This window comes from Flavobacterium sp. NPDC079362 (assembly GCF_050267765.1).
Classification (GTDB): domain Bacteria; phylum Bacteroidota; class Bacteroidia; order Flavobacteriales; family Flavobacteriaceae; genus Flavobacterium; species Flavobacterium azizsancarii.
This window is the reverse complement of sequence record NZ_JBNNFM010000023.1, coordinates 1-22,370: the sequence shown is the minus strand read 5'-3', so window position 1 is coordinate 22,370 and position 22,370 is coordinate 1. Positions and strand designations below refer to the sequence as shown.

Genomic DNA, 22,370 nt, shown 5'->3' with positions numbered 1-22,370 from the left:
TTAAAAACCAGACTTTATTATGTCTTTTAATTCTATATCTAACTCGGCATTTGAAATTTTATTTTGTTCCAGATCAAAATTAGCATTAAATGCTGGTAATGAAAATGTAGCTTTTATTTGTGCGCCGTATCGTGGCAATGCATTATTAGCAATTTCTAACACAGAAGCTCCACCTCTTGTGCCTGGCGATGTTGCCAATAACAACATTGACTTTTGCTGAAAAACTTCTTTGGTGATTCTGGAACTCCAGTCAAAAATATTTTTGAAAGCAACGGAATAATTACCATTATTCTCCGCTAAGGAAACAACAAGAAGATCTGCTGTTCCAATTTTCGCCAAAAATGCTTTTGCCGTTTCGTGCTGACCAATTTCTTTTTCAACATCGACACTAAACAAAGGCATAGCAAAATCATTCAAATCCAAAACTTCAACATCAGCATTTTCAAATAAGCTTGCTGCGTAAGTCGCAAAATGTTTGTTGATTGAATGTTGACTGTTACTTCCTCCAAAGGCTATAATTTTCATAAAGATGCTTTTTTTAACGGTTCTTTTTCTGTTGGATCTTTTATTTCGTAAATCTCCTTTTGAATTTCAACAGAGTATTCATTAGGTTCGATTTTACCTCCGTATGACTTTGCATATACTTTGGTAAATTCTGCTCCAAAATACAGAATAATTGCCGAATAATAGACCCAAACCAAAATAATTATTACAGAACCTGCTGCGCCATAGACTGAAGCAACTGTAGAGCTTCCTAAATAAAAACCAATTGCAAATTTACCAATCATAAAAAGTATTGCTGTAACTCCGGAACCAATAAAAGCGTCTTTCCATCTAATTTTTCCATCAGGTAATGTCTTGAAAATAATTGCAAAAAGAAGCGTAATACTTGCAAGAACGATCACTATATTGACTATATAAAATAAATAGACGGTACTTTCCGGGAAATACATTTTTAAACGAGCACTCATTAAATCTAATGTGGTACTTATAAAAAGACTGACAAGCATTAAAAAACCAACTGAAGCGATCATTGAAAATGACATTAAGCGATTTTGAATGAATTTTTTAATTCCTTTATCAGGTTTTGCTCGTAAACCCCATATAAAGTTTATAGAACTTTGTATCTCGGCAAAAACTCCCGATGCTCCAATTAACAACATTGCAACTCCAAATATGGTGGCAAAAACATTATCTCCTGACAATTGCACATTTTTTATTGCTTCCTGAATCTGGATTGCAGCGCCATTACCAACCAAACCATTTATTTGCCCGTAAAGTTGTCCTGTTACAGCATCTTCACCAAAGAAAAATCCGCATACAGTGATGATGATAATCAACAAAGGCGGTAAGGCAAATATGGTATAATAGGATAATGCAGCACTCAATTTAATAGCATTGTCATCATTAAATTCTAAAAAGGTGTTCTTGAGCAGAAACCATGACTTGGAGAATAATTTTTTGATTTTCACGATATTTCTGGTTTTAGATGTTCTCTCAAATTTAAGAAAAATTTAAAAACTTTTAATTCTCGCTTTTTGAGGAAATTTTACATTTTTACCATATTGAATATGAATATTCCAAATTCTTAAAATGGAACGCGGATGACACGGATTTGCTAAAGCGAAAACGCAGATTTGTATGGTTTTTTTTATGTCGCCTGTTTTTTGTTTCAAGTAGATTGAGCAGATTTTATTCACATTTTTTGTCAATTTCGACCGAACGAAGACCGCAGCGATAACGAAGATACGAAGTAATAACACTCAGAATAACACACTACCTGCTGATTGTTTTTTGCGCATAAAAAAACTGCTGAATCTCTCCAGCAGTTTAGCCTATTCTCTTTATTCTTTATTCTTTATTCTTTATTCTTTATTCTCCAGAAATCTATACGTTGAAACGAAAGTGCATTACATCACCGTCTTTTACGATATATTCTTTTCCTTCGACTTTGAATTTCCCTGCTTCTTTTGCTTTTGCTTCTGAACCGTATTGAACGTAATCTTCGTATGAGATAACTTCGGCACGAATGAATCCTTTTTCGAAATCAGTATGGATAACTCCGGCTGCTTGTGGCGCTGTTGAACCAATATTGATTGTCCAGGCACGAACTTCTTTTACACCTGCTGTAAAATAAGTTTGTTGTTTTAGTAACTTGTAAGCTGCACGAATTAAAACTGATGCTCCTGGCTCAGTCAATCCCATATCTTCAAGAAAAACCTGACGCTCTTCGTAGCTTTCTAACTCTGTAATATCAGCCTCTGCTCCTACTGAAAGGATAATAACTTCAGCACCTTCATCTTTTACCAGTTCACGAATCTGATCTACGTATTTGTTTCCGTTTACAGCTGAACTTTCGTCAACATTACAAACATATAAAACCGGTTTTGAAGTAATTAACTGGAAAGCTTCCATTAAAATTTCTTCGTCATTATTTTGAGGAATAATTGTTCTCGCCGATTTTGCCTGCAATAATGCTTCTCTGATTCGGTTTAACAAAGCTTCTTCTGTCTGAGCTTCTTTGTTTCCTGTTTTTGCAGCACGTTTTACTTTTTCTAAACGTTTGTCTATCGTTTCTAAGTCTTTTAACTGTAATTCGATATCAATCGTTTCTTTATCACGAATTGGATTTACATTTCCGTCAACGTGAACAATGTTATCGTTATCAAAACAACGTACAACGTGAATAATAGCATTACACTCTCTAATGTTTCCTAAAAATTGGTTTCCAAGACCTTCACCTTTACTTGCACCTTTTACCAAACCTGCGATATCAACAATATCAACTGTTGCCATTTGTACGCGCTCTGGTTTTACCAATTCTTCTAACTTATTGATTCTTGGATCCGGAACGTTTACAACACCAATATTAGGTTCGATTGTACAAAACGGAAAGTTAGCACTTTGCGCTTTTGCATTAGATAAACAATTAAATAATGTTGATTTTCCAACATTTGGTAATCCTACAATTCCTGCTTTCATTTGTTGTTTCTATTTATTTTTTATGTGATCCTGATCTCTCAGGCCTTATCATTAATAAATTTACCTTAATATAAAGGCAATTATTTTAATGATCTTTATTTGTGTCTTTGCTTTTTGCTTCTGCCAAAATGATATTTTTTGGCTTTAAAATTTTGCAAATATAAGATTTAATAGCTGGTAAGTGAAGTAAAAATGACGATTAATGTATTTTAAAACATCTTCTTTAAAATACATTCAAAATTTTATTAAAAAACAGCTCTTTTACTCAACATTATAAAACAAAAAATCCTTGGTTCAAACATTTAGAATTCTTTTCATTTTATACTCATTTCGAAAAGTTACATCTTAAAATCCAATGCACTTATAATGGCTTTTTCCTGATCTGTGGCTGTAAAACCGGAAATATCCCAATAGTTCGTCAGAATTTTATTCTGTTTATTAAAAAGTGTTTTTTCTTTAAAAACATCACTTTCACGATAAGTAAATTTTTGTTTATTAAAGTTGGTCGTTATAAAACTATTGCGAACCTGAATATTTTTGACCTTATCTTTTAAAATAATATTATAAGCAATTTCTTCATTTGAATTGAGTAAATAATAATTTTCACCATCTAATCTATAATCTACTTTTACAAATGATCTTGTAATATTTTTAGATCCAACAATGGGTTTCACTTCTATTTTATCAAAATTTTGTGGAGTCGTGCTAATTATAAATTCTATAATTACTTTTTTCTCCGGATCGTAGATAATTTCAAAATTCTCGAGTTCTTTTTTAGAAGAGTCCAAAGGAGTAATTTTCATTACATGATAATTCCTATTATTAGGATGCCCTTTTACTATGAAATCATATTCTTTCTTCTTTTTTGAATCTAAAACAGGATCAAAATATTTAAGGTTAGAATAATTTTCCATAATATTATTCAAATTATATCCTCTAAGATCAGTACTTATATCGGTTTCTAATAAACCGTACGACCTATTTTGTTCTACCAGTAATGTTGTTTTTATTTTTTTCTCGTTTCCCGAAAACTGAAAATTCACAAGACCGTCATTATAATAGGAGTATTTATTATCCAGCATAAAAAACTCTCTCACATACACCTTCAGACGATAAGGTGTTGAGAGTTTTTTGATCGAATTAGAAACAATTTTTTGTAGTGTTTTCTGCGGATTTTCTCTGGACACAACAATTTCATCCAATTTATTCTTATTCTTTAGATAAACCACAAAATCATTGTCTTTTAAAGTCCCCCAACGAATTGTCAGATTTTCATAGTCAATATCGGAAACCTGAATGTTCGACGCACCATTTAATACAAAACCAACCTTACCTTCTTCATTAGTTAACAAAACTTGCTTCGTTTTCATGATAAGTACTGTCGCATTTTCTATAGGCAATTGAGTTTCTATATCCTTAACAACAATAGAATATTCTGTGTTTTGTGCAAAAACACTAACGCTAAAAAACACAATAGACAAAAGTAGTAATCTCCTCATAGATAGTTGCTAATACAAAATTAACCACTATAAAACTACAAATAAAACATTAAAATCCTAGACAATACAAAAAAAAGTTAATTACAAAAAAATCCTGAGCGTTGACTCAGGATTTTTTACTTATCTAAATTTAAATAATATTTTATTCATCACCATGCAAAAACGCTTGTCTGTTCAACAAGGTTTCTTCATCTTCTACGTGATTATCATCAGGCACACAACAATCAACAGGACATACGGCAGCACATTGAGGTTCATCATGAAAACCCTTACATTCAGTACATTTTCCAGGAACAATATAATATACTTCATCAGAAATTGGCGTTTGTGCATCATCAGCATCAACCTCAGTTCCGTCAGGTAAAATTATTTTCCCAGAAAGTTTAGTTCCATCCTTATATCTCCAATCATCAGCGCCTTCATAAATTGCTGTATTTGGGCACTCTGGTTCACAAGCCCCACAGTTTATGCATTCGTCAGTTATAATTATTGCCATTTTTGTTCTTGGTTACGAGTTAAAAGCTATAGGTTATGCGTTAAAAATGTCAAACATTATAATCGGCTTTGCCTTATAACTTAATATAGCTTATTTTTGTGCAAAATTACAATCAAAACCTTTCATAAACAAATTACTTATGTTACAAAACGAAAAAAAACAATCTTTTATAGCACTAGGTCGATTTTTAAGTCAGTTTTCTGAACGAGAAAACACACGAAATGAATCGGTTTTAGGTAATGACTTGTTTTTTAATGATTTTATAAAACTGATAGCCCTTTCGCAATCACACAACGGATGGTATACACCTGAACAAGTGTACTTTGCAATACAATCATGGGCGAATGCTCTAACTCAAGAAAATATTGACAAATGGCTTTCTGAGTATTCATTTGACTTTTCTCATGAAGAAAAAAATCAAAAAAATGTAGCATTAATATTAGCCGGAAATATTCCGTTAGTTGGTTTTCATGACTTTTTATCAGTATTAATCACAGGAAATAAAGCATTAATAAAAACATCCTCAAACGATCAGCATTTATTACCATTTTTAGCCAAATATTTGATTTTCGCTGATGAAAGCTTAAAAAACAGGATTACTTTCGTAGATGGAAAACTGGAAAACTTTGATACCGTAATCGCCACCGGAAGCAACAATACTGCCCGATATTTTGAATATTACTTTAAAGATAAGCCTTCAATCATCCGAAAAAACAGAAATTCGGTAGCCGTTTTAAACGGAAAAGAAACGCACGAAGAATTAGAAGCTTTAGGCGAAGATATTTTCAGGTATTTTGGTTTAGGATGCCGTAACGTTTCGAAACTTTTTGTTCCGAAAGATTACTCATTTGTTGCTTTTTTTGAAGCTATTTTCAAATATCAGGATGTTATACATTATGAGAAGTACGCCAATAATTACGACTATAATAAAGCGGTTTTTTTAATGAGCAATTTCAAGTTGCTGGATAATGGCTTTTTGACTTTGAAAGAAGATTCAAGTTACGCCTCTCCTATTTCCAGCGTTTTTTATGAGTTTTACGAAAGCATCGAAGATTTACAGGCTCGCCTTGAAGCTGATGCTGAACAAATTCAGTGCATTGTTAGCAACGATTTGATCAAAAACAGCATACCGTTTGGTCAAACGCAAAATCCTCAATTGTGGGATTATGCAGATAACGTAGATACTATAACGTTTTTGTTAACAACAAAGTAAAAATATGTTTAATTATTTCGAATAATTTATCGCTTTTTAAGCTCCTATTGCCGAAATTTGCCTCTTTAAAATTTTCGACTTTTAACAACAACCATGAAAAAACACAACTACAGCGCAGGACCAAGTATCTTACCTCAAGAGGTTTTTGAAAAAGCATCAAAAGCTATATTAAATTTTAATGATTCAGGACTTTCTATTCTTGAAATTTCGCACCGAAGCAAAGATTTCGTTGCCGTTATGGATGAAGCTCGTTCCCTTGCGTTAGAATTACTAGGTCTTACAGGAAAAGGATATCAGGCACTATTTTTACAAGGTGGTGCAAGTACAGCATTCTTAATGGCTCCATATAATTTATTGAAAGAAGGCGGAAAAGCGGCTTATTTAGATTCAGGAACATGGGCAACTGCCGCAATAAAAGAAGCAAAATATTTTGGAGAAACTATTGTTGTAGCTTCTTCAAAAGAACAAAATTACAATCATATTCCAAAAGGATACGAAATACCTAGTGATGCTGATTATTTTCACTGTACAAGTAACAACACCATTTTTGGAACTCAAATGAAAGAATTCCCTGCAACTAACGTTCCTGTTGTTTGCGATATGAGTTCTGATATTTTTTCACGCAATTTAGATTTCTCTAAATTTGACTTAATCTACGCCGGAGCTCAAAAAAATATGGGTCCTGCAGGAACTACTTTGGTAGTTGTTAAAGAAGATATCTTGGAGAAAAGCGGAAGAACTATCCCTAGTATGTTAGATTATGCTAAACATATCAAAGCAGAAAGTATGTATAATACTCCTCCTGTTTTTGCTGTTTATGTTTCGTTATTGACTTTACAATGGATCAAAGAAAAAGGCGGAGTTGCTGCTGTTGAAAAATTAAACGACGCAAAAGCTGATTTAATTTATACTGAAATTGACAGAAACCCACTTTTCAAAGGTGCTGCAGCTGTTGAAGATCGTTCTAAAATGAATGTTACTTTCTTATTAAACAACGCGGATCATACTGCTGCGTTTGATGCTTTATGGAAAGAAGCAGGCATTTCAGGATTGCCAGGACACCGTTCTGTTGGTGGTTACAGAGCTTCTATTTACAATGCTATGCCTATCGAAAGTGTTCAGGTATTGGTTGATGTAATGAAAGCATTGGAAGGTAAAGTTTAGTTTTCAGTTCGCAGTCTCAGTTTTCAGTCTTACTATTACTGAAAACTGAGACTGCAAACTGAGTTTCTAGCCCCGATAGAAGTGGAAATCCTTTTATTTTTTTTCTATAAAAAAATAAAAGATTGTAACGAATAGCGGGATTAGCTCCTAAATCAAAAAAGAAAAAATATAATATTATGTTTATCATCTAGTCTATACGATTAAACGATAAAACAAATAAACACATAAACTAAAATGAAAGTATTAGCAAATGACGGAATTTCTAAAAGTGGAATTCTTGCCTTAGAAAAAGGTGGATTTGAAGTTATAACTACAAAAGTAGCTCAGGAACAAGTAGCTAATTTTGTAAACGAAAACAATGTAGACGTAGTTTTAGTGCGTAGCGCAACTAAAGTTCGTAAAGATATTATTGATGCTTGCCCGGGATTAAAAATTATTGGTCGTGGTGGTGTTGGTATGGATAATATTGATGTTGATTACGCAAAAAGCAAAGGAATTCACGTAATTAATACACCTGCTTCATCATCAGAATCTGTTGCTGAATTGGTATTTGGACACTTATTTTCTGGTGTTCGTTTCTTGCATGATTCTAACAGAAATATGCCTCTTGAAGGGGATTCAAACTTTGATGGTTTGAAAAAAGCTTATGCTAACGGAGTTGAATTAAGAGGTAAAACTCTTGGTATTGTTGGTATTGGCCGTATCGGACAAGCTACTGCAAAAATGGCTCTTGGTTTAGGTATGAAAGTAATTGCTGCAGATAGTTTTATTCCGTCTATAGACATTAAAGTGGAGTTTTTTGATGGTCAGTCAATCACTACAACAATCGTTTCTCAGTCATTAGAGTCTTTATTCAAAGAAGCTGATTTCATTACATTACACGTTCCTGCTCAGGATGGTTACATCGTTGGTGAAAAAGAATTTGCAATCATGAAAGACGGTGTTGGAATCGTAAACTGTGCTCGTGGTGGTGTTATTGATGAAGTAGCTTTAGTAAAAGCTTTAGATTCTGGAAAAGTTGCTTTTGCAGGATTGGATGTTTTTGAAAGCGAACCAAAACCGGAAATGGCAATTTTAATGCATACTAAAATCTCTTTGACTCCACATATTGGAGCTGCAACGGGAGAAGCACAAGATAGAATTGGTACTGAATTAGCATCACAAATTATTACTTTGTTGAGCTAATCAATTAAAAAAAGATTAAAATCAATTAAAGGGATTTGCTACTCAACCGTAGTAAATCCCTTTCTTTTTTTATATTTTTACACCATAATTAAGCTAGAATATGAAAACAGATAAAAAAAGTTCTGGTCGTAAGTGGATCATTATTTTTATACTATTTATTGCTGTAATTGCTCTATTCTGTACCTCTATATTTGGAAATATCTTTTCGCTTGTTATCGAAAAAGAATATTTTATCCCAAAGCAATCATCAATTTTTACTTTTAATGAAACTGTTCAAAATGAGGGTTCAAGTGATGTGTGGAGATACGGGGAAGATTTTACCAATTATTATTTCAACCTAAGTACGTTTACTTACGATGTTTTATTCTTTCCTAAAAAGAACATTAATAATTGCCTGGGATTTGATCCTGAAGATATAACTACGTGGTGTGGTGTAAAAGTACCAAACCCTGCACAGCTTTAATTCAAAACCATATAAATAAGGGATAAATATTTTTTAGAATTTATTGGGCTAATTAATTATAATTAAATCGGTTAGAAGAAATTTATTAACATTGTTTAATAAATTTCTTTCTTTTTTTGATTAAATTTGAGTTCTAATCTAAATTCTTTAAATTATGTTTGAACAATTAACACAATTAGTACAACAATACGGAGGCAACGCTGTAGTAAACAACGCTGCTGTCCCAAATGAGCATAATGAAGCTGTCATAACTGAAACCAGTACGTCAATATTTGCAGGATTGCAAAAGATTGCTTCAGAAGGCGGAGGCGAACAATTAGCCAGTTTATTTAGTGGAAAAACTCCTATCGACAGTTCTAATCCTGTTGTGCAACAAATAACACAACAATTGTCCGGAAATCTTGGTGAAAAATTTGGATTAAGCAGCGAGGCTTCAGCCGGTGTCGCTTCAGGGATGATTCCTCAAATTTTAAGTTCACTGGTAAATAAGACGAAGGATCCTAATGACAGCGGTTTTCAGCTTTCGGATATTATTAGTTCAATTACAGGAAATGGCGGACAAGCTTCCGGAATTATGGAAACTATTAATAAATACGGAATGCAATTTGGTTTAGATCAAAACAATGATGGAAAAGTCGATGTTGCCGATGTTCTGATAGTTACCAAAAGCAAAGGTGGAATTGCAGGATTTATTGGGAAAATATTTGGCAGCAAATAAATAACCAATAAACCACTAAGGTTCTGCATATTAAATGCAAAGACATAAAATATCCTAAGCTGTTTACTTTAGTGTAAATGGCTTTTTTTTAGTTAAAAACTAATAATGGCAAGATTTTAGTATTTCAATTTATAAATAAACTTAAATCTACAGCCAAGAATCACAATGCTGCTGTTAAGCAATAAAATAGCAAGCTGCCCTAGCTGTAAATTAAAGTTTGAAATTAAAAATTATGAAAAAAATACTTTCCTCATTAGTTCTTTTGCTTACAATAGTAGCATGTTCTACAACTTCTAAAAATACTGTTGCCGTAAATCCTTCAACTAAAACAAGTCTTGCAGTAAATGATACGGTACGAATTGCGAATGATTCTTTAGAATATGAAGTAATTATTATCGACAATGGTTTTAGTACCTGGTTAGCCTCTACAGCGCTTCCTCGAAATTACTATTCTTTATCTTACCTTGAAAACAAGAATTATCTATACGTTACAGAATGGAATAATCGCGTTTTACAACCACAAAGATATAGTCCTAATTTATACGAAATGACTATTGATTACAGACCAAATATTCATTACGGATATGAAGTAAATTATTTGATTTATAATTATATGATTTATTTTCAAAATACATACAAACAAAAGCTCGCGGGCCATGTTCCTATAAGATAATGTTCTTATATTTGTAATCATTGCATATAAAAATGAACAGATTAAAGAAACGTTGGGGAATTACCTCAAATCTACAAGCCATCATTATAATTGTTGTTTTTGCCATCACAGGATCGGCATCTGCATGGTTGTCTAAACCTTTTTGCGTTTTATTAGGCATCACCAAAGAAGATTTTGGTGGCTGGTTTACTTTAATCCGATTGTTGATTATTTTTCCTATTTATCAGGTTTTACTGGTTGCCATAGGAACTATTTTTGGGCAATTTCGATTCTTTTGGAATTTCGAAAAAAAAATGCTCAAAAATATGGGACTAGGATTTTTATTCAAAGATAAAAATTAAGCGTCATTATTATTTCTTTGAAAATAATAAGTATAAATCCACGTAAGTGTAAAGGATGGAATTACATCTGTAAAAGGTAATATCTCTTCAACAAAAGTCAAAATACCCGCAACACGCCCTACTCGGCCTTTATACATTCTGGTCATTATAAAAGCGGCGACCGGCGCCCAGATAACGTCCGTAAATTCTCCAACTAACGGAATTGTAAAGGAAACCATTCCAATCGCATCCAAAAGCAGACCTAAAAACAGCTTTCTAGTTCTCTCGTCTTCGTTTATCATTTTTACTTCCTGCATGTTATTTCAAATTAGATATTATTCGAATTTATAAAGAATTAGTCAAATTAAAATTATGTCTAAGCATAATTTTATTTCTTAATTACCATATAATCATCCGGTTAAAACACTTTTCATTATTTCTTAGATCTCGATACTGCAAATAACACACCAAAGTTTCCATATGTCTGAATCCAATTTTCAGACGGGACAAATGCACGTGATACAAATCCGTCCAGATACAAAGCATTCTTGCAACCTAAGCTTTTAAAATAACTTGCGAAATCATAAAAATTAATTTCTTTTTTAGATAATATGAAGACTATTTTTCCATCAGGCAAAATCCCCACTCCATTTCGAATGTTCAAATTACTGGATCCCTTTTTTAATTCCGGATGAATTTGCCCGTCAATAATCAACATTGGACCTGATTGAGTCGCATATTCTATTTTTCCGTTATTTCGAAAATCCTGGGTCGTACATATTGCAGCCGTTTTTTTCGTCGTTAAATAAAATACACCATTGGGTTTTAAATAAAAATTCCCTGCGGCTTTTATGGTATCTAAAGGCGATAATATTTTTTGCTTTTCAATATAAAGTCCCTGAGGCGAATTGTCTTTTTTGTACATTCCGGCATTCATCGCAAAATCAAGAGTTTTATTGTTTTCTTCTAACCAAGATTTTAAATTCTGAATACTTCCGAAATTTTGATCTTTATCATCCTTCCAGCATAATTTTAAATCTTGTTTCTTAAGATCGACTTTGTATACTAAAAATTGATCATCAGCATATATTTTTGCATTTACAAATATTCCTGCAAGTACAATGATCAAGATTACCAGACCAATTTTTATTTTCATCTTTTTAAAATATTTATGATAAATGTAAAATAAATTTTCAATACTTATTAAATAGCCTTCTTCTTAAAATTCTGTTACAACACATTTTTATATCGGCAGAATCTTTGTTTCTTTGTAGAAACAGTTTCAAAAATGATACACGCAAAAAACATACATAAGTTCTACGATAAATTAGAGGTTTTAAAAGGAGTTGACTTGCACATCAAAAAAGGAGAAATTGTTTCGATTGTTGGCGCTTCAGGTGCTGGAAAAACTACACTTTTGCAAATTCTGGGAACGCTGGACAAGCCTGAAATAAACACTGAATCATCTCTGACTATTAACGGTGAAAATGTATTGAAATTACAGGATGTTGAAACTGACAATACAAAACAAGAAAAAGCTTTTAAATGGATATCCTGGATTGGTGCTGTTTATACCATTGCTTTAGTAATTTTCGCATTCTTTTTCAAGCATATAATTCTTGATGATTTAGTGAGAAACATCACCGTTGGCATTTTAATTTTGCCTGTTTTGTTATTTGTAATTTATATGAACCGTTATTTTAAAAAGAAAAGCAAACAAGACAAAGTATTGTCGAGTTTTCGCAATTTAAATCTTGGTTTTATATTCCAGTTTCATCAATTATTACCTGAATTCACAGCTTTAGAAAATGTTTGTATTCCCGCATTTATGGCTAATAAACCAAAAGCCGAAACGGAAAAAGAAGCCAAACGAATCTTAGAATATCTTGGTCTATCTCACAGAATACATCATAAACCAAACGAGTTATCCGGAGGAGAACAACAAAGGGTTGCCGTTGCGAGGGCTTTAATCAATAAACCGGACGTTATTTTTGCCGATGAACCTTCAGGGAACTTAGACACGCTTTCGGCCGAAAATTTACATCAGTTATTCTTTCAGCTTCGCGACGAATTTGGGCAAACTTTTGTTATCGTAACACATAACGAAGAACTGGCAAATATGGCGGATCGAAAATTAGTAATGGTCGATGGTTTAATTAGTAATTAGAATAAGGAGCTATTTACTGCTGTATGCCAATATTATCTCTTCCTAACAAAGAAACCCGAATAAGTAAACACTAATTTCACGAATTGTCACAGATTGGTTTGTTTAATTAATTACACGAAATAAGTTAAGCACTAAAATTAGTGTCAATTTGCGAAATTAGTGTTCTTATTTTCATAACATTAATATGTTCACATCAGAACACCCGAATAACAAGAATTTTCATTTCAATCATGACCCAAAAAGAGCTTAAAGAATTCCTCGACGAAAAAGTCATTCAATATAATAATCAGGATTTTATTGACAGTGATCCTGTACAGATTCCGCATTTATTTTCTCAAAAAGAAGACATTGAAATTGCCGGTTTCCTGAGTGCTACAATTGCCTGGGGAAATCGCAAAATGATCATCAAAAATTCCCATCAAATGATGGAATTAATGGGCAATACACCTTATGATTTTGTGATGTCCCATTCTGAGGAAGACTTGTTGAGTTTAGAAAATTTCGTTCACAGAACCTTTAACGGAAAAGATTTTGGTGGCTTTATAAAAGGCCTACAACACATCTATCAAAACCATAATGGTTTAGAAGCTGTTTTTGCTAAACATCAGGAAAAGGACAGTTTGCAAAAAAGCATTCACGAGTTTAAAAAAATATTCTTCGAAATAGATCATTTGCCAAGAACTCAAAAACACATTTCAGATCCATTAAATAATTCGGCAGCAAAAAGAATCAACATGTATTTGCGCTGGATGGTGCGTCAGGACACAAAAGGAGTCGATTTAGGAATTTGGAAAACCATTTCGCCATCTGCATTATCTTGTCCGCTAGATGTACATTCCGGTAATGTTGCACGAAAACTTGGAATTCTTACCCGAAAACAAAATGACGGAAAAGCTTTGACAGAATTGGATCTTAAGCTTAGAAAAATGGATGCTCAAGATCCTGTAAAATACGATTTTGCCCTGTTTGGACTGGGAGTTTTTGAAGGGTTTTAAAGTTTTAAAAATAGCGTACATCAAAGCTGATCTCAACAAATATCATACTGGTTTCCATAAATGTCAGGTTGAGCGAAGTCGAAGCCAAAGTTGCAATTGGCATGCCCTTCGACTTCGCTCAGGGTGATACATCGCTATCAAAAACATAAAATCTAACAAAAAACCATGAATTTAACGTACATTTGCACAAAATTTAATGTAAATGAGCACTTTCGAAAAATTCAATCTTCCAAAATCAGTACAAAAAGCAATCGACGAATTAGGCTTTGTTACGCCTACACCTATTCAGGAAAAATCCTTTGCTGTGATTATGTCTGGCCGTGATATGATGGGAATTGCGCAAACCGGTACCGGTAAAACATTTGCTTACTTACTACCTCTTTTAAAATTATATAAATTTACACCAACCAATACGCCTAAAATCGTAATTCTGGTTCCAACCCGTGAATTAGTAGTTCAGGTTGTAGAAGAAGTCGAGAAATTAACCAAATACATGTCAGTTAGTACACTTGGTATCTTTGGTGGAGTAAATATCAATACACAAAAGAAAGCTGTTTACGAAGGTGTCGACATTCTTGTTGGAACGCCGGGTCGTACAATGGATTTAGCGCTTGATGCTGTTATTCGTTTTGATGAAACTCAAAAATTAGTAATCGATGAGTTTGACGAAATGCTGAATCTTGGTTTCCGTACACAATTGACAGCGCTTTTGGCGATGATGAAAACCAAACGTCAAAACATTCTTTTCTCTGCAACCATGACTGATGAAGTTGATGCTGTTTTGAATGACTTTTTTGATTTCCCTGAAGAAGTTACACTTGCCGCTTCCGGAACTCCGCTTGAAAACATTACTCAGGTTACATACAATGTTCCTAACTTTAATACAAAAGTAAACCTGTTGAAACATTTATTAGAAACAAACGAAAGCATGGAACGTGTTTTGGTTTTTGTGAATAATAAAAAGATTTCAGACATGCTTCATACCAGAATCGAAGAAGATTTTGAAGGTCAGTTTGGAGTAATTCACTCGAACAAATCTCAAAATTATCGTTTGAGTACCATGGCAGAATTCCAGGAAGGAAATCTTCGCGGATTGATCACCACTGATATTATGGCGAGAGGTTTGGATATTTCGAATATCTCTCACGTTATTAACTTTGAACTTCCTGAATTTCCTGAATTGTACATGCACAGAATTGGTCGTACAGGTCGTGCAGATGCAACAGGAACCGCGATTAGTTTTATCACGCCTCGTGAAGAAGAATTTAAAGTCGAAGTTGAAGTATTGATGAATCAAGAACTTGCAATTGCAGATTTTCCTGAAGAAGTTGAAATTTCATTAAAATTAATTGAGCCTGAAAAAGACAAACAGCCGATTAAGTTTTTAATGAAAAAACAAAAACTTTCCGGTGATGGTGCTTTTCATGAAAAAGATAAAAAGAATAAAAAAGTAAATCTTGGAGGACCTTCTAAAACCAAAAAGAAAACCCACGGATCTGTCAATCGAAATATGTTGAAAACGAGAGACAAGAAGAGAAAAGATAAGAATAAATAGATTTTTAAAGGTTCTAAGTAGCTAAGGCTTTCTTTTTAGACGATATAAAATAAAAAATCCTAAAGATTGATACAATCTTTAGGATTTTTTATTTTAACTCAAAACCTTAGCAACTTAGAGCCTTAGTACCTTTTAAGAAAACTATATCTTCGTAAAAACCAATCCAACCGGAGAACACAATTCAATCTTTTTTCCGGTATTGGTAAGCTTTCCTGTGGTTTTATCTCTTTTAAAAATAACGATATCATTTGTATATTGATGACCTACCAAAAGGTAATTTCCTGTTGGATCAATGGCAAAATCTCTTGGGCCTTTTCCTAAAGTACTTTCCTGCTCTACAAACTTAATGCTTCCGTCTTTCTGAATTTTATAAACTGAAATATTATTGGCATCCACACGATCTGTTACGTATAAAAATTTTCCGTCAGGCGAAATTTTAATCGCTGCTGCGCCAGTTCCTCCAGTAAATCCTTTTGGTAAAATACTCGTTTCGGCAAGAAGTTTTAAATTTCCTGATTTATCATAACTAAAAGTAGTAAGAGTCGCATCTAATTCCTGAACCATGTACACAAATTTCCCGTCTTTACTAAAGGTTAAATGCCTTGGGCCACTTCCTTTTTTTACATCTACAGTTCCTTTTAAAGTTAAAACTTCATGGCTCGCACCCGGATTGTATTTATAAATAAAAACTTTATCCTGCCCCAAATCATTCGATAAAACAAACTTTTTGTCCGGAGAAAAAACAACTTGATGCACATGTGCCTTTTCCTGACGCGCAGCATTTGGTCCTTTTCCTTCATGCTGAATCATTTGTTGACCTTCTGTGATGCTCCCGTCAGCATTTTTCTTAAAAACTGCAATACTTCCTCCGGAATAATTAGCAACAATCACGTTTTTATCATCGTTTATTAGATGACAAGGATCCGCTCCCAGAGAAGAGTGCGTATTTAATACCTTAAGTTTACCTGTTGGCGCGTCATATGCTAATGCCGTTACAGCACTTTGTGTTCCGTTTTCGTTTACCGCATAAACAAATTTATTATTTGTCGAAACGGATACATAACTAGGACTTACTACATTTTCGGTAGAATTCTTTAATTTAAAATTACCCGAAGCTGCATCAAATTCGTAAACGTAAATTCCTTTACTTTCGCAAGTATTGGTGTAAGTTCCCACCAATAAATTGAATTTATTCTGAGCTTGTGAAGCTGTAAAAGCTAAAGTCGAAAAAAGAACTATATATAATCTTTTCATAGTTTTCATTTGTTTTTTGAATAGGCTAAAATAATCAATAATACCTTTCGGAAAGTTATTTTTTGTTACAAAAGAAATTACATAAGTTACATTATTCAAACTCTGTTTTGCTATTTTTAAACCATACAAGTACGATAAGTTCATTTAACTTTTGCAAAATTCGAATCTAGCTTGTATCCGGTATATTACTTATATGGTTTAAATACTATTACCTATATGGTTTGACTAAAAATTTGTATTTTTGACCAGCAGCTACAAAACGTAGTGAAATAAATCTAAGCCAGAATGCATTTTAAACATCCCGAAATTCTATACTTTCTGTTTTTATTGATCGTTCCAATTTTGGTTCATTTATTTCAATTACGACGTTTTAAAATATCCTATTTTACCAATGTTCGCTTCTTAAAAGAACTTTCGATACAAACCCGAAAAAGTTCTAAAATCAAAAAGAGACTTTTATTAGCGACTCGTTTACTATTGCTGACTTGTATTATTTTTGCTTTCGCACAACCTTTTTTTGAAGCTAAGGATAGTAAAAATGCAACTAACGAAATGTATATTATTCTGGACAATTCGTTTAGTATGCAGGCTAAAGGTAAAAAAGGAGAATTACTAAAACGTGCTGTTCAGGAATTACTCGAAAATACTCCTGAAACAACTCAGTTTTCGTTATTAACCAACACTGAAAACTACTGGAATACGGATATAAAATCATCAAAAAGCGCTTTACAAAATCTAAAATACAGTGCCACTCCTTTTGAGCTTTCGTCAATAATGGCAAAAATCAAAGCGCATAAATCGGCTTATAAAAAAGATATTGTTATTATTACAGATGCTGTTGGTCTCGCAGAAAAAGATGTAAAAAACATTGATAGAGAAGAGAAACCGTATTTTATTATTCCGCAAGCCGAGCAAAAAAATAATGTCGCAATTGATAGTGTTTTTATCAATCAGACTTTGGAGAATTTCTATGAAATCAGCGTAAATCTATCCGCTTACGGAGAGGATTTAAAACCAGTATCGATGGCATTATACAATCAAAACAAATTGATTGCAAAAACCATTATCAAATTTGATGCAAAGAAAAAGAAAGTCAATTTTACGATTCCAAAAGAAGCCTTTCATGGTTATGTAACTATCGAAGACAATGGTTTGACGTATGACAACACACTTTATTTTAGCATTTCGAAAAACAAAAAAACGAATGTTATTAGTATTGGAGAACCGGAGAAAAGTAATTTCTTATCCCGAATCTATACTTCAGCTGAATTCAATTATAACAATTACTCTATTAGTACTTTAGATTATAATAGTTTAGAAAAACAAAACACTATTATCCTGAATGAATTAATTGAAATTCCTCAGGCTTTGCAAACCACCTTAAAAGCATTTGTTTCTAAAGGTGGAAATTTAGTCGTTATTCCTTCTGAAAAAAGTTCTGTTTCAAATCTGAATACTTTTCTGGGGAATTTTGGAAAAATTCAGTTTAAGGATCTTGAAAATAAAAATAAGTTAATTACCAAAATCAATTTTGATCATCCTTTGTTTTCAGGCGTTTTCGAGAATAAAATTACTAATTTTCAATATCCAAAAACAAACAGTTCATTTAATATTTCGAGTCCATATCCGGCAGTTTTATCGTATGAAGACCAAAGTGTTTTTGTAACAGCGATTCAGAATCCGGTTTCAGGAATTACTGTTTTTTCAGCACCAATAAATACAACAAATTCGAACTTTCAGCAATCGCCTTTGATTGTTCCTTTGTTTTATAAAATGGGGCAAAACAATCAGAAAACCGGTGTTAATGCATTGACCATTGGAAATAATCAACCTTATTTTACAGATGTTTTATTGACAAAAGACGCCATTCTGGAAGTCAGAGGAACTGAAGATTCTTTTATTCCGATTCAGCAAATAATGAATAATAAAGTAAAATTAATCTTCAATGATTTCCCTGAAACAGCTGGGAATTATGGGGTTTTTGATAAAAAAGAATGGGTAGAAAACCTGAGCTTCAATTACAAACGAAGCGAAAGCGATTTAAGTCAGGTGAATACCAACGTGGTTTCTGATTTTAAAACTGCTGATACGATTTCGACCATTTTTAATACGCTACAAACTGAACGAACTGACAGCCAAATTTGGAAATGGTTTGTTATCTTTGCACTGTTATTTTTAGCATTAGAAATGGCAATTATCAAGTTTGTGAAATAAACTTAAAGTTTTCTTTTTTGAACCATTAAGAGATTAAGTTTATAAAGTTGAAATACGACATACACACAGATTGTCATTTCGACGAAGCAGAAATCACATGCGCTGAGAACGCACTGCATAGAATATTGGATGTGATTTCTGCTTCGTCGAAATGACAAATAGAACGCTATAAAATACTATTTGTATACAAAATAAATTTATCTACATATGAAAATAATCATCAGAAGCGCCAAAATTATAGATTCAAAAAGTCCGTTTCATAATCAGACGGTTGATCTTTTAATTGCAGATGGTTTAATAGAAAAAATAGGAACTTCGATTCTTGATATCCAGGACACAACCGAAGTAAAGTTGGAGAACTTACATCTGTCGCAAGGTTGGTTTGACAGCAGCGTTTCTTTTGGAGAACCAGGTTATGAAGACAGAGAAACTATCGCAAACGGATTGAATGTTGCTGCAAAAAGCGGCTTTACGGCAATTGCCCTGCAACCCAACTCCTTCCCTGTTATCGACAATCAGTCACAAGTAAATTTTGTAAAAAATAAAGCAAATGGTTTTGCCACGGAACTTTTCCCAATTGGTGCTTTAACCAAAGCAAGCGAAGGAAAAGATATGGCAGAATTGTTTGACATGAAAAAGTCCGGAGCTGTTGCTTTTGGAGATTACAATAAAAGTATCGACAATGCTAATCTTTTGAAAATAGCTTTGCAATATGTACAGGATTTTGACGGATTGGTAATTACATACACACAAGATGCTAATCTAAAAGGAAATGGTGTTGCGAATGAAGGAATCGTTTCGACCGGATTAGGCCTGAAAGGAATTCCGAATTTAGCAGAAGAATTACAAATCGCCAGAAACTTATTTCTATTAGAATATACCGGTGGAAAACTTCATATTCCGACAATTTCTACAGCTAAATCAGTTGAATTAATTAGAGAAGCTAAAGCAAAAGGATTACAAGTAACTACGAGCGTTGCTGTGCATCACTTGGTTTTGACCGACGAAAAATTAGAAGGTTTTGATACGCGTTTTAAAGTTACGCCACCACTAAGAACGGAAACTGACAGACAAGCATTATTAAACGGAGTTACGGACGGAACTATTGATATTATTACATCAGACCATAACCCAATTGATATTGAATTCAAAAAAATGGAATTCGACACGGCTAAAAATGGAACTATTGGACTAGAAAGTGCTTTTGGAGCTTTACACACCGTCTTACCAATCGAAACTATAATTGAAAAATTAACCTCAGGAAAAGCTATTTTCGGAATTGAAAATAATTCGATTGCCGAAGGTTCTAAAGCTAACTTTACTTTCTTTAATCCTGAAGGAAAATCAACTTTTACGAAAGCAAATATTCTTTCGAAATCTAAAAATTCTGCTTTTTTAGGAACCGAAATAAAAGGTTCTGTGTACGGAATTTTAAATCAAAATCAACTTGTTATCACTAAATAATTACAATGAATAATTCAATCGAAGAAGGAAAATCAATCGCTATTACCAGTTATATTTTAATTATTGGTGTTTTGATCGCAATGTCTATGAACTCTGAAAATAAAAATAGTTTTGCCTCTTTTCATATTCGTCAGGCTTTAGGATTATCGCTTGCTTTTATCTCTTTTGGAGCGATTATCAGCAATTTCGACAGCTTTATGATTACTTTCCCTATGTGGATTTGTATTTCTATATTATGGACTTACGGTATTTTTAGTGCTATTCAGGGACAAATGAGACCAATACCGTTGGTTGGAAATTTATTTCAGAAATGGTTTAAATCTATCGGGTAGAAATTCTAAATTTTTAAAAATCCAAATTCCAAAAAGAAACCGTTACAATCCGCGTTTTTGCGTTAGTGAACCTGTTTTATCAGCGTGTAAATTTAGAACACAGATGACGCTGATTTGCAAACTAAAACGCAGATAAAAACAAATCTTATTATAACAATCTCAACAAGCTTTATCAAAATTTAAAACTTTGACAAAGCAGAAATTCAAAATAAACTTTGTCGAAGCTTAAGTGAAAACTGAGACTGCGACTGAAAACTAATATAAAATGAATCTATCTTTAGAATATAAAATACAAGAGCCAAAAGTAATCTTAGATAAAAATCCTGTTTTACTTTTGTTACACGGATACGGCAGCAACGAAGCCGATTTGTTTTCGTTTGCTACTGAACTTCCTGATAACTACTACATTATTTCTGCTCGTGCGCCTTATGATTTGCAATATGGTGCATATGCCTGGTACGCGATTAATTTTGATGCCGATCAGAATAAATTTTCGGATAACGAACAAGCAAAAACTTCCCGTGATGCAATTGCTGCTTTTGTTGATGAATTAGTTACCAATTACCCTATCGATGCTAACAATGTGACTTTGGTTGGCTTTAGTCAAGGTTCGATTTTGAGTTACGCTGTCGCACTTTCTTATCCTGAAAAAATTCAGAGAGTAGTGGCTATGAGCGGTTATTTTAATGAAGAAATCATTAAAGAAGGTTTTGAGAAAAATAACTTTAAAAACCTGAAAATATTTGCGTCACACGGAACTGTAGATCAAGTAATCCCGATTGATTGGGCAAGAAAAACTCCTGCTATTCTTGAAAAACTAAATATTCCCGTGACTTATAAGGAATATCCTGTTGGTCATGGTGTTGCTCCTCAAAATTTCTTTGATTTTAAAAATTGGCTGGCTGAGTAGTTTTAGTACTTACTCGCAGTATTGAGTCTCGTTCTCAGTTTTTAAGTCAATTAAATAATAATTTAATCTTCAATCAATTAAGCAAAATGAGCAACTATAAAATTCTGAACTCCAGGAATATATTTGTAATTACGCTCATTGTTATATCCCTAACTATTTTAACTGTTTGGCTTTTTGGACTTGGCGATCATAGCTCTTTTTTTGAAAATTCGCTATTATCAACAACAATTTTATCTACGGCATTCTTTTTATTTATATCTATTGGATTATTTAAGGGAATTAAAATAAAAGATAATCTTGGCCAAATAACAGATCGTTTTGATGCATTAAAAATTGAATTTATAAGAGAAGCCGTTGCAGATCGAAGTATTGACGATCTACCAGATGGGGGCGAAGGAATTTTCGGAATTATAATAAGCCTAATTTTATGGTTTATTATGGCTATTGTAATTAGCTATTTGTGCTGGGCTTTTGGTGCAATATTGTGGTTTTCTATCTTAACTTTTATCGCTATGCTCTATTGGATTTTCTTTAGGGCATTGAGACTGGTTTTTAAGAAATCAGGCAAGTGCAAAGGCAATTATTTAAATAGTACATTGTACGGATTCAGTTTTACAATCCTTTACAACTTTTGGATTTATGCCATCATTTTCATGACAATATATTTTTCCTAAATCGGATAGGAGCCTAGGGATTAATTCCCTAGGCGACCTTCCACACCACCCGGCATACGGATCCGTACCAAGGCGGTTCTTAATTTACGATA

The 22,370-nt window shown here is 33.1% G+C and carries 22 protein-coding genes and 2 pseudogenes; 16 read left to right on the top strand and 8 right to left on the bottom strand.

Annotated features, from left to right (window positions below; all coding sequences use genetic code 11):
• From ACQKCJ_RS17470 to ACQKCJ_RS17450, 5 genes are all read right to left on the bottom strand, one after another.
• Nucleotides 1-525 (bottom strand): NADPH-dependent FMN reductase, encoded by a 525-nt coding sequence (locus ACQKCJ_RS17470; protein WP_271335555.1) that lies wholly within the window; start codon nt 523-525, stop codon nt 1-3.
• Nucleotides 522-1,466 carry a YihY/virulence factor BrkB family protein gene (locus tag ACQKCJ_RS17465; protein WP_414655390.1) on the bottom strand — a complete coding sequence of 315 codons (945 nt, stop codon included), beginning with the start codon at nt 1,464-1,466 and terminating at the stop codon, nt 522-524. The genes ACQKCJ_RS17470 and ACQKCJ_RS17465 overlap by 4 nt, the downstream gene beginning before the upstream one ends.
• Nucleotides 1,467-1,887: 421 nt before the next feature.
• The gene (gene ychF / locus ACQKCJ_RS17460) at nt 1,888-2,982 is read right to left on the bottom strand and encodes a redox-regulated ATPase YchF (protein WP_271335553.1); all 1,095 of its coding nucleotides are present in this window, start codon (nt 2,980-2,982) and stop codon (nt 1,888-1,890) included.
• A gap of 338 nt (nt 2,983-3,320) precedes the next feature.
• The gene (locus ACQKCJ_RS17455; protein ID WP_271335552.1) at nt 3,321-4,481 is read right to left on the bottom strand and encodes a hypothetical protein; all 1,161 of its coding nucleotides are present in this window, start codon (nt 4,479-4,481) and stop codon (nt 3,321-3,323) included.
• 142 nt (nt 4,482-4,623) lie between these two features.
• Nucleotides 4,624-4,977, bottom strand: coding sequence for a 4Fe-4S dicluster domain-containing protein (locus ACQKCJ_RS17450; protein ID WP_271335551.1), 354 nt, complete (start codon nt 4,975-4,977; stop codon nt 4,624-4,626).
• A 139-nt stretch (nt 4,978-5,116) separates the two neighbouring features.
• On the opposite strand from ACQKCJ_RS17450, the gene ACQKCJ_RS17445 reads away from it, so the two are divergent.
• The 7 genes from ACQKCJ_RS17445 (at nt 5,117) to ACQKCJ_RS17415 (ending at nt 10,734) form a co-directional block, all read left to right on the top strand.
• A complete protein-coding gene (locus ACQKCJ_RS17445) occupies nt 5,117-6,190 on the top strand; it encodes an acyl-CoA reductase (protein WP_271335550.1) in 1,074 nt (357 codons plus the stop codon).
• A gap of 93 nt (nt 6,191-6,283) precedes the next feature.
• Nucleotides 6,284-7,354, top strand: coding sequence for a 3-phosphoserine/phosphohydroxythreonine transaminase (serC, locus tag ACQKCJ_RS17440; RefSeq protein WP_271335549.1), 1,071 nt, complete (start codon nt 6,284-6,286; stop codon nt 7,352-7,354).
• 234 nt (nt 7,355-7,588) lie between these two features.
• Nucleotides 7,589-8,539, top strand: coding sequence for a D-2-hydroxyacid dehydrogenase (locus ACQKCJ_RS17435; RefSeq protein WP_271335548.1), 951 nt, complete (start codon nt 7,589-7,591; stop codon nt 8,537-8,539).
• A 100-nt stretch (nt 8,540-8,639) separates the two neighbouring features.
• Nucleotides 8,640-9,002, top strand: coding sequence for a hypothetical protein (locus ACQKCJ_RS17430; RefSeq protein WP_427402550.1), 363 nt, complete (start codon nt 8,640-8,642; stop codon nt 9,000-9,002).
• Nucleotides 9,003-9,156: 154 nt separating this feature from the next.
• A complete protein-coding gene (locus ACQKCJ_RS17425; RefSeq protein ID WP_271335546.1) occupies nt 9,157-9,720 on the top strand; it encodes a hypothetical protein in 564 nt (187 codons plus the stop codon).
• Between the two features lie 232 nt (nt 9,721-9,952).
• Nucleotides 9,953-10,393 (top strand): DUF6146 family protein, encoded by a 441-nt coding sequence (locus ACQKCJ_RS17420; RefSeq protein WP_271335545.1) that lies wholly within the window; start codon nt 9,953-9,955, stop codon nt 10,391-10,393.
• Between the two features lie 32 nt (nt 10,394-10,425).
• On the top strand, nt 10,426-10,734 hold the full coding sequence (locus ACQKCJ_RS17415) for a DUF6787 family protein (RefSeq protein WP_427402549.1): 309 nt from the start codon (nt 10,426-10,428) through the stop codon (nt 10,732-10,734).
• Here ACQKCJ_RS17415 and ACQKCJ_RS17410 read toward each other — a convergent pair.
• Together ACQKCJ_RS17410 and ACQKCJ_RS17405 are read right to left on the bottom strand one after the other, a co-directional pair.
• Nucleotides 10,731-11,030, bottom strand: a complete 300-nt coding sequence (locus ACQKCJ_RS17410) for a hypothetical protein (protein ID WP_427402548.1) — start codon at nt 11,028-11,030, stop codon at nt 10,731-10,733. The two genes, ACQKCJ_RS17415 and ACQKCJ_RS17410, sit on opposite strands and share 4 nt — an antisense overlap.
• A gap of 116 nt (nt 11,031-11,146) precedes the next feature.
• Nucleotides 11,147-11,869 carry a phosphodiester glycosidase family protein gene (locus tag ACQKCJ_RS17405; RefSeq protein ID WP_427402547.1) on the bottom strand — a complete coding sequence of 241 codons (723 nt, stop codon included), beginning with the start codon at nt 11,867-11,869 and terminating at the stop codon, nt 11,147-11,149.
• Between the two features lie 132 nt (nt 11,870-12,001).
• On the opposite strand from ACQKCJ_RS17405, the pseudogene ACQKCJ_RS17400 reads away from it, so the two are divergent.
• The 4 genes and pseudogenes from ACQKCJ_RS17400 to ACQKCJ_RS17385 form a co-directional block, all read left to right on the top strand.
• Nucleotides 12,002-12,214, top strand: a pseudogene (locus ACQKCJ_RS17400) (ATP-binding cassette domain-containing protein); the annotation flags it as partial.
• A gap of 216 nt (nt 12,215-12,430) precedes the next feature.
• Nucleotides 12,431-12,880 (top strand): annotated as a pseudogene (locus tag ACQKCJ_RS17395) (ABC transporter ATP-binding protein); the annotation flags it as partial.
• Between the two features lie 230 nt (nt 12,881-13,110).
• The gene (locus ACQKCJ_RS17390; RefSeq protein ID WP_271335541.1) at nt 13,111-13,875 is read left to right on the top strand and encodes a TIGR02757 family protein; all 765 of its coding nucleotides are present in this window, start codon (nt 13,111-13,113) and stop codon (nt 13,873-13,875) included.
• A 202-nt stretch (nt 13,876-14,077) separates the two neighbouring features.
• Nucleotides 14,078-15,430 carry a DEAD/DEAH box helicase gene (locus ACQKCJ_RS17385; protein ID WP_271335540.1) on the top strand — a complete coding sequence of 451 codons (1,353 nt, stop codon included), beginning with the start codon at nt 14,078-14,080 and terminating at the stop codon, nt 15,428-15,430.
• Between the two features lie 141 nt (nt 15,431-15,571).
• Here the strand turns inward: ACQKCJ_RS17385 and ACQKCJ_RS17380 are convergent, their stop codons facing one another.
• Entirely contained in the window at nt 15,572-16,684 is a 1,113-nt protein-coding gene (locus tag ACQKCJ_RS17380) for a lactonase family protein (protein ID WP_271335539.1), read from the bottom strand.
• Between the two features lie 285 nt (nt 16,685-16,969).
• Here ACQKCJ_RS17380 and ACQKCJ_RS17375 point away from each other — a divergent pair, with 285 nt between their 5' ends.
• The 5 genes from ACQKCJ_RS17375 (at nt 16,970) to ACQKCJ_RS17355 (ending at nt 22,278) form a co-directional block, all read left to right on the top strand.
• The gene (locus tag ACQKCJ_RS17375; protein ID WP_427402546.1) at nt 16,970-18,898 is read left to right on the top strand and encodes a BatA domain-containing protein; all 1,929 of its coding nucleotides are present in this window, start codon (nt 16,970-16,972) and stop codon (nt 18,896-18,898) included.
• A gap of 207 nt (nt 18,899-19,105) precedes the next feature.
• The gene (locus ACQKCJ_RS17370) at nt 19,106-20,362 is read left to right on the top strand and encodes a dihydroorotase (RefSeq protein ID WP_271335537.1); all 1,257 of its coding nucleotides are present in this window, start codon (nt 19,106-19,108) and stop codon (nt 20,360-20,362) included.
• A 5-nt stretch (nt 20,363-20,367) separates the two neighbouring features.
• On the top strand, nt 20,368-20,694 hold the full coding sequence (locus tag ACQKCJ_RS17365) for a membrane protein (RefSeq protein WP_042564123.1): 327 nt from the start codon (nt 20,368-20,370) through the stop codon (nt 20,692-20,694).
• 265 nt (nt 20,695-20,959) lie between these two features.
• Nucleotides 20,960-21,604, top strand: coding sequence for an alpha/beta hydrolase (locus tag ACQKCJ_RS17360; protein ID WP_271335536.1), 645 nt, complete (start codon nt 20,960-20,962; stop codon nt 21,602-21,604).
• 86 nt (nt 21,605-21,690) lie between these two features.
• Entirely contained in the window at nt 21,691-22,278 is a 588-nt protein-coding gene (locus tag ACQKCJ_RS17355; RefSeq protein WP_427402545.1) for a hypothetical protein, read from the top strand.
• The last annotated feature ends 92 nt before the right edge of the window (nt 22,279-22,370 follow it).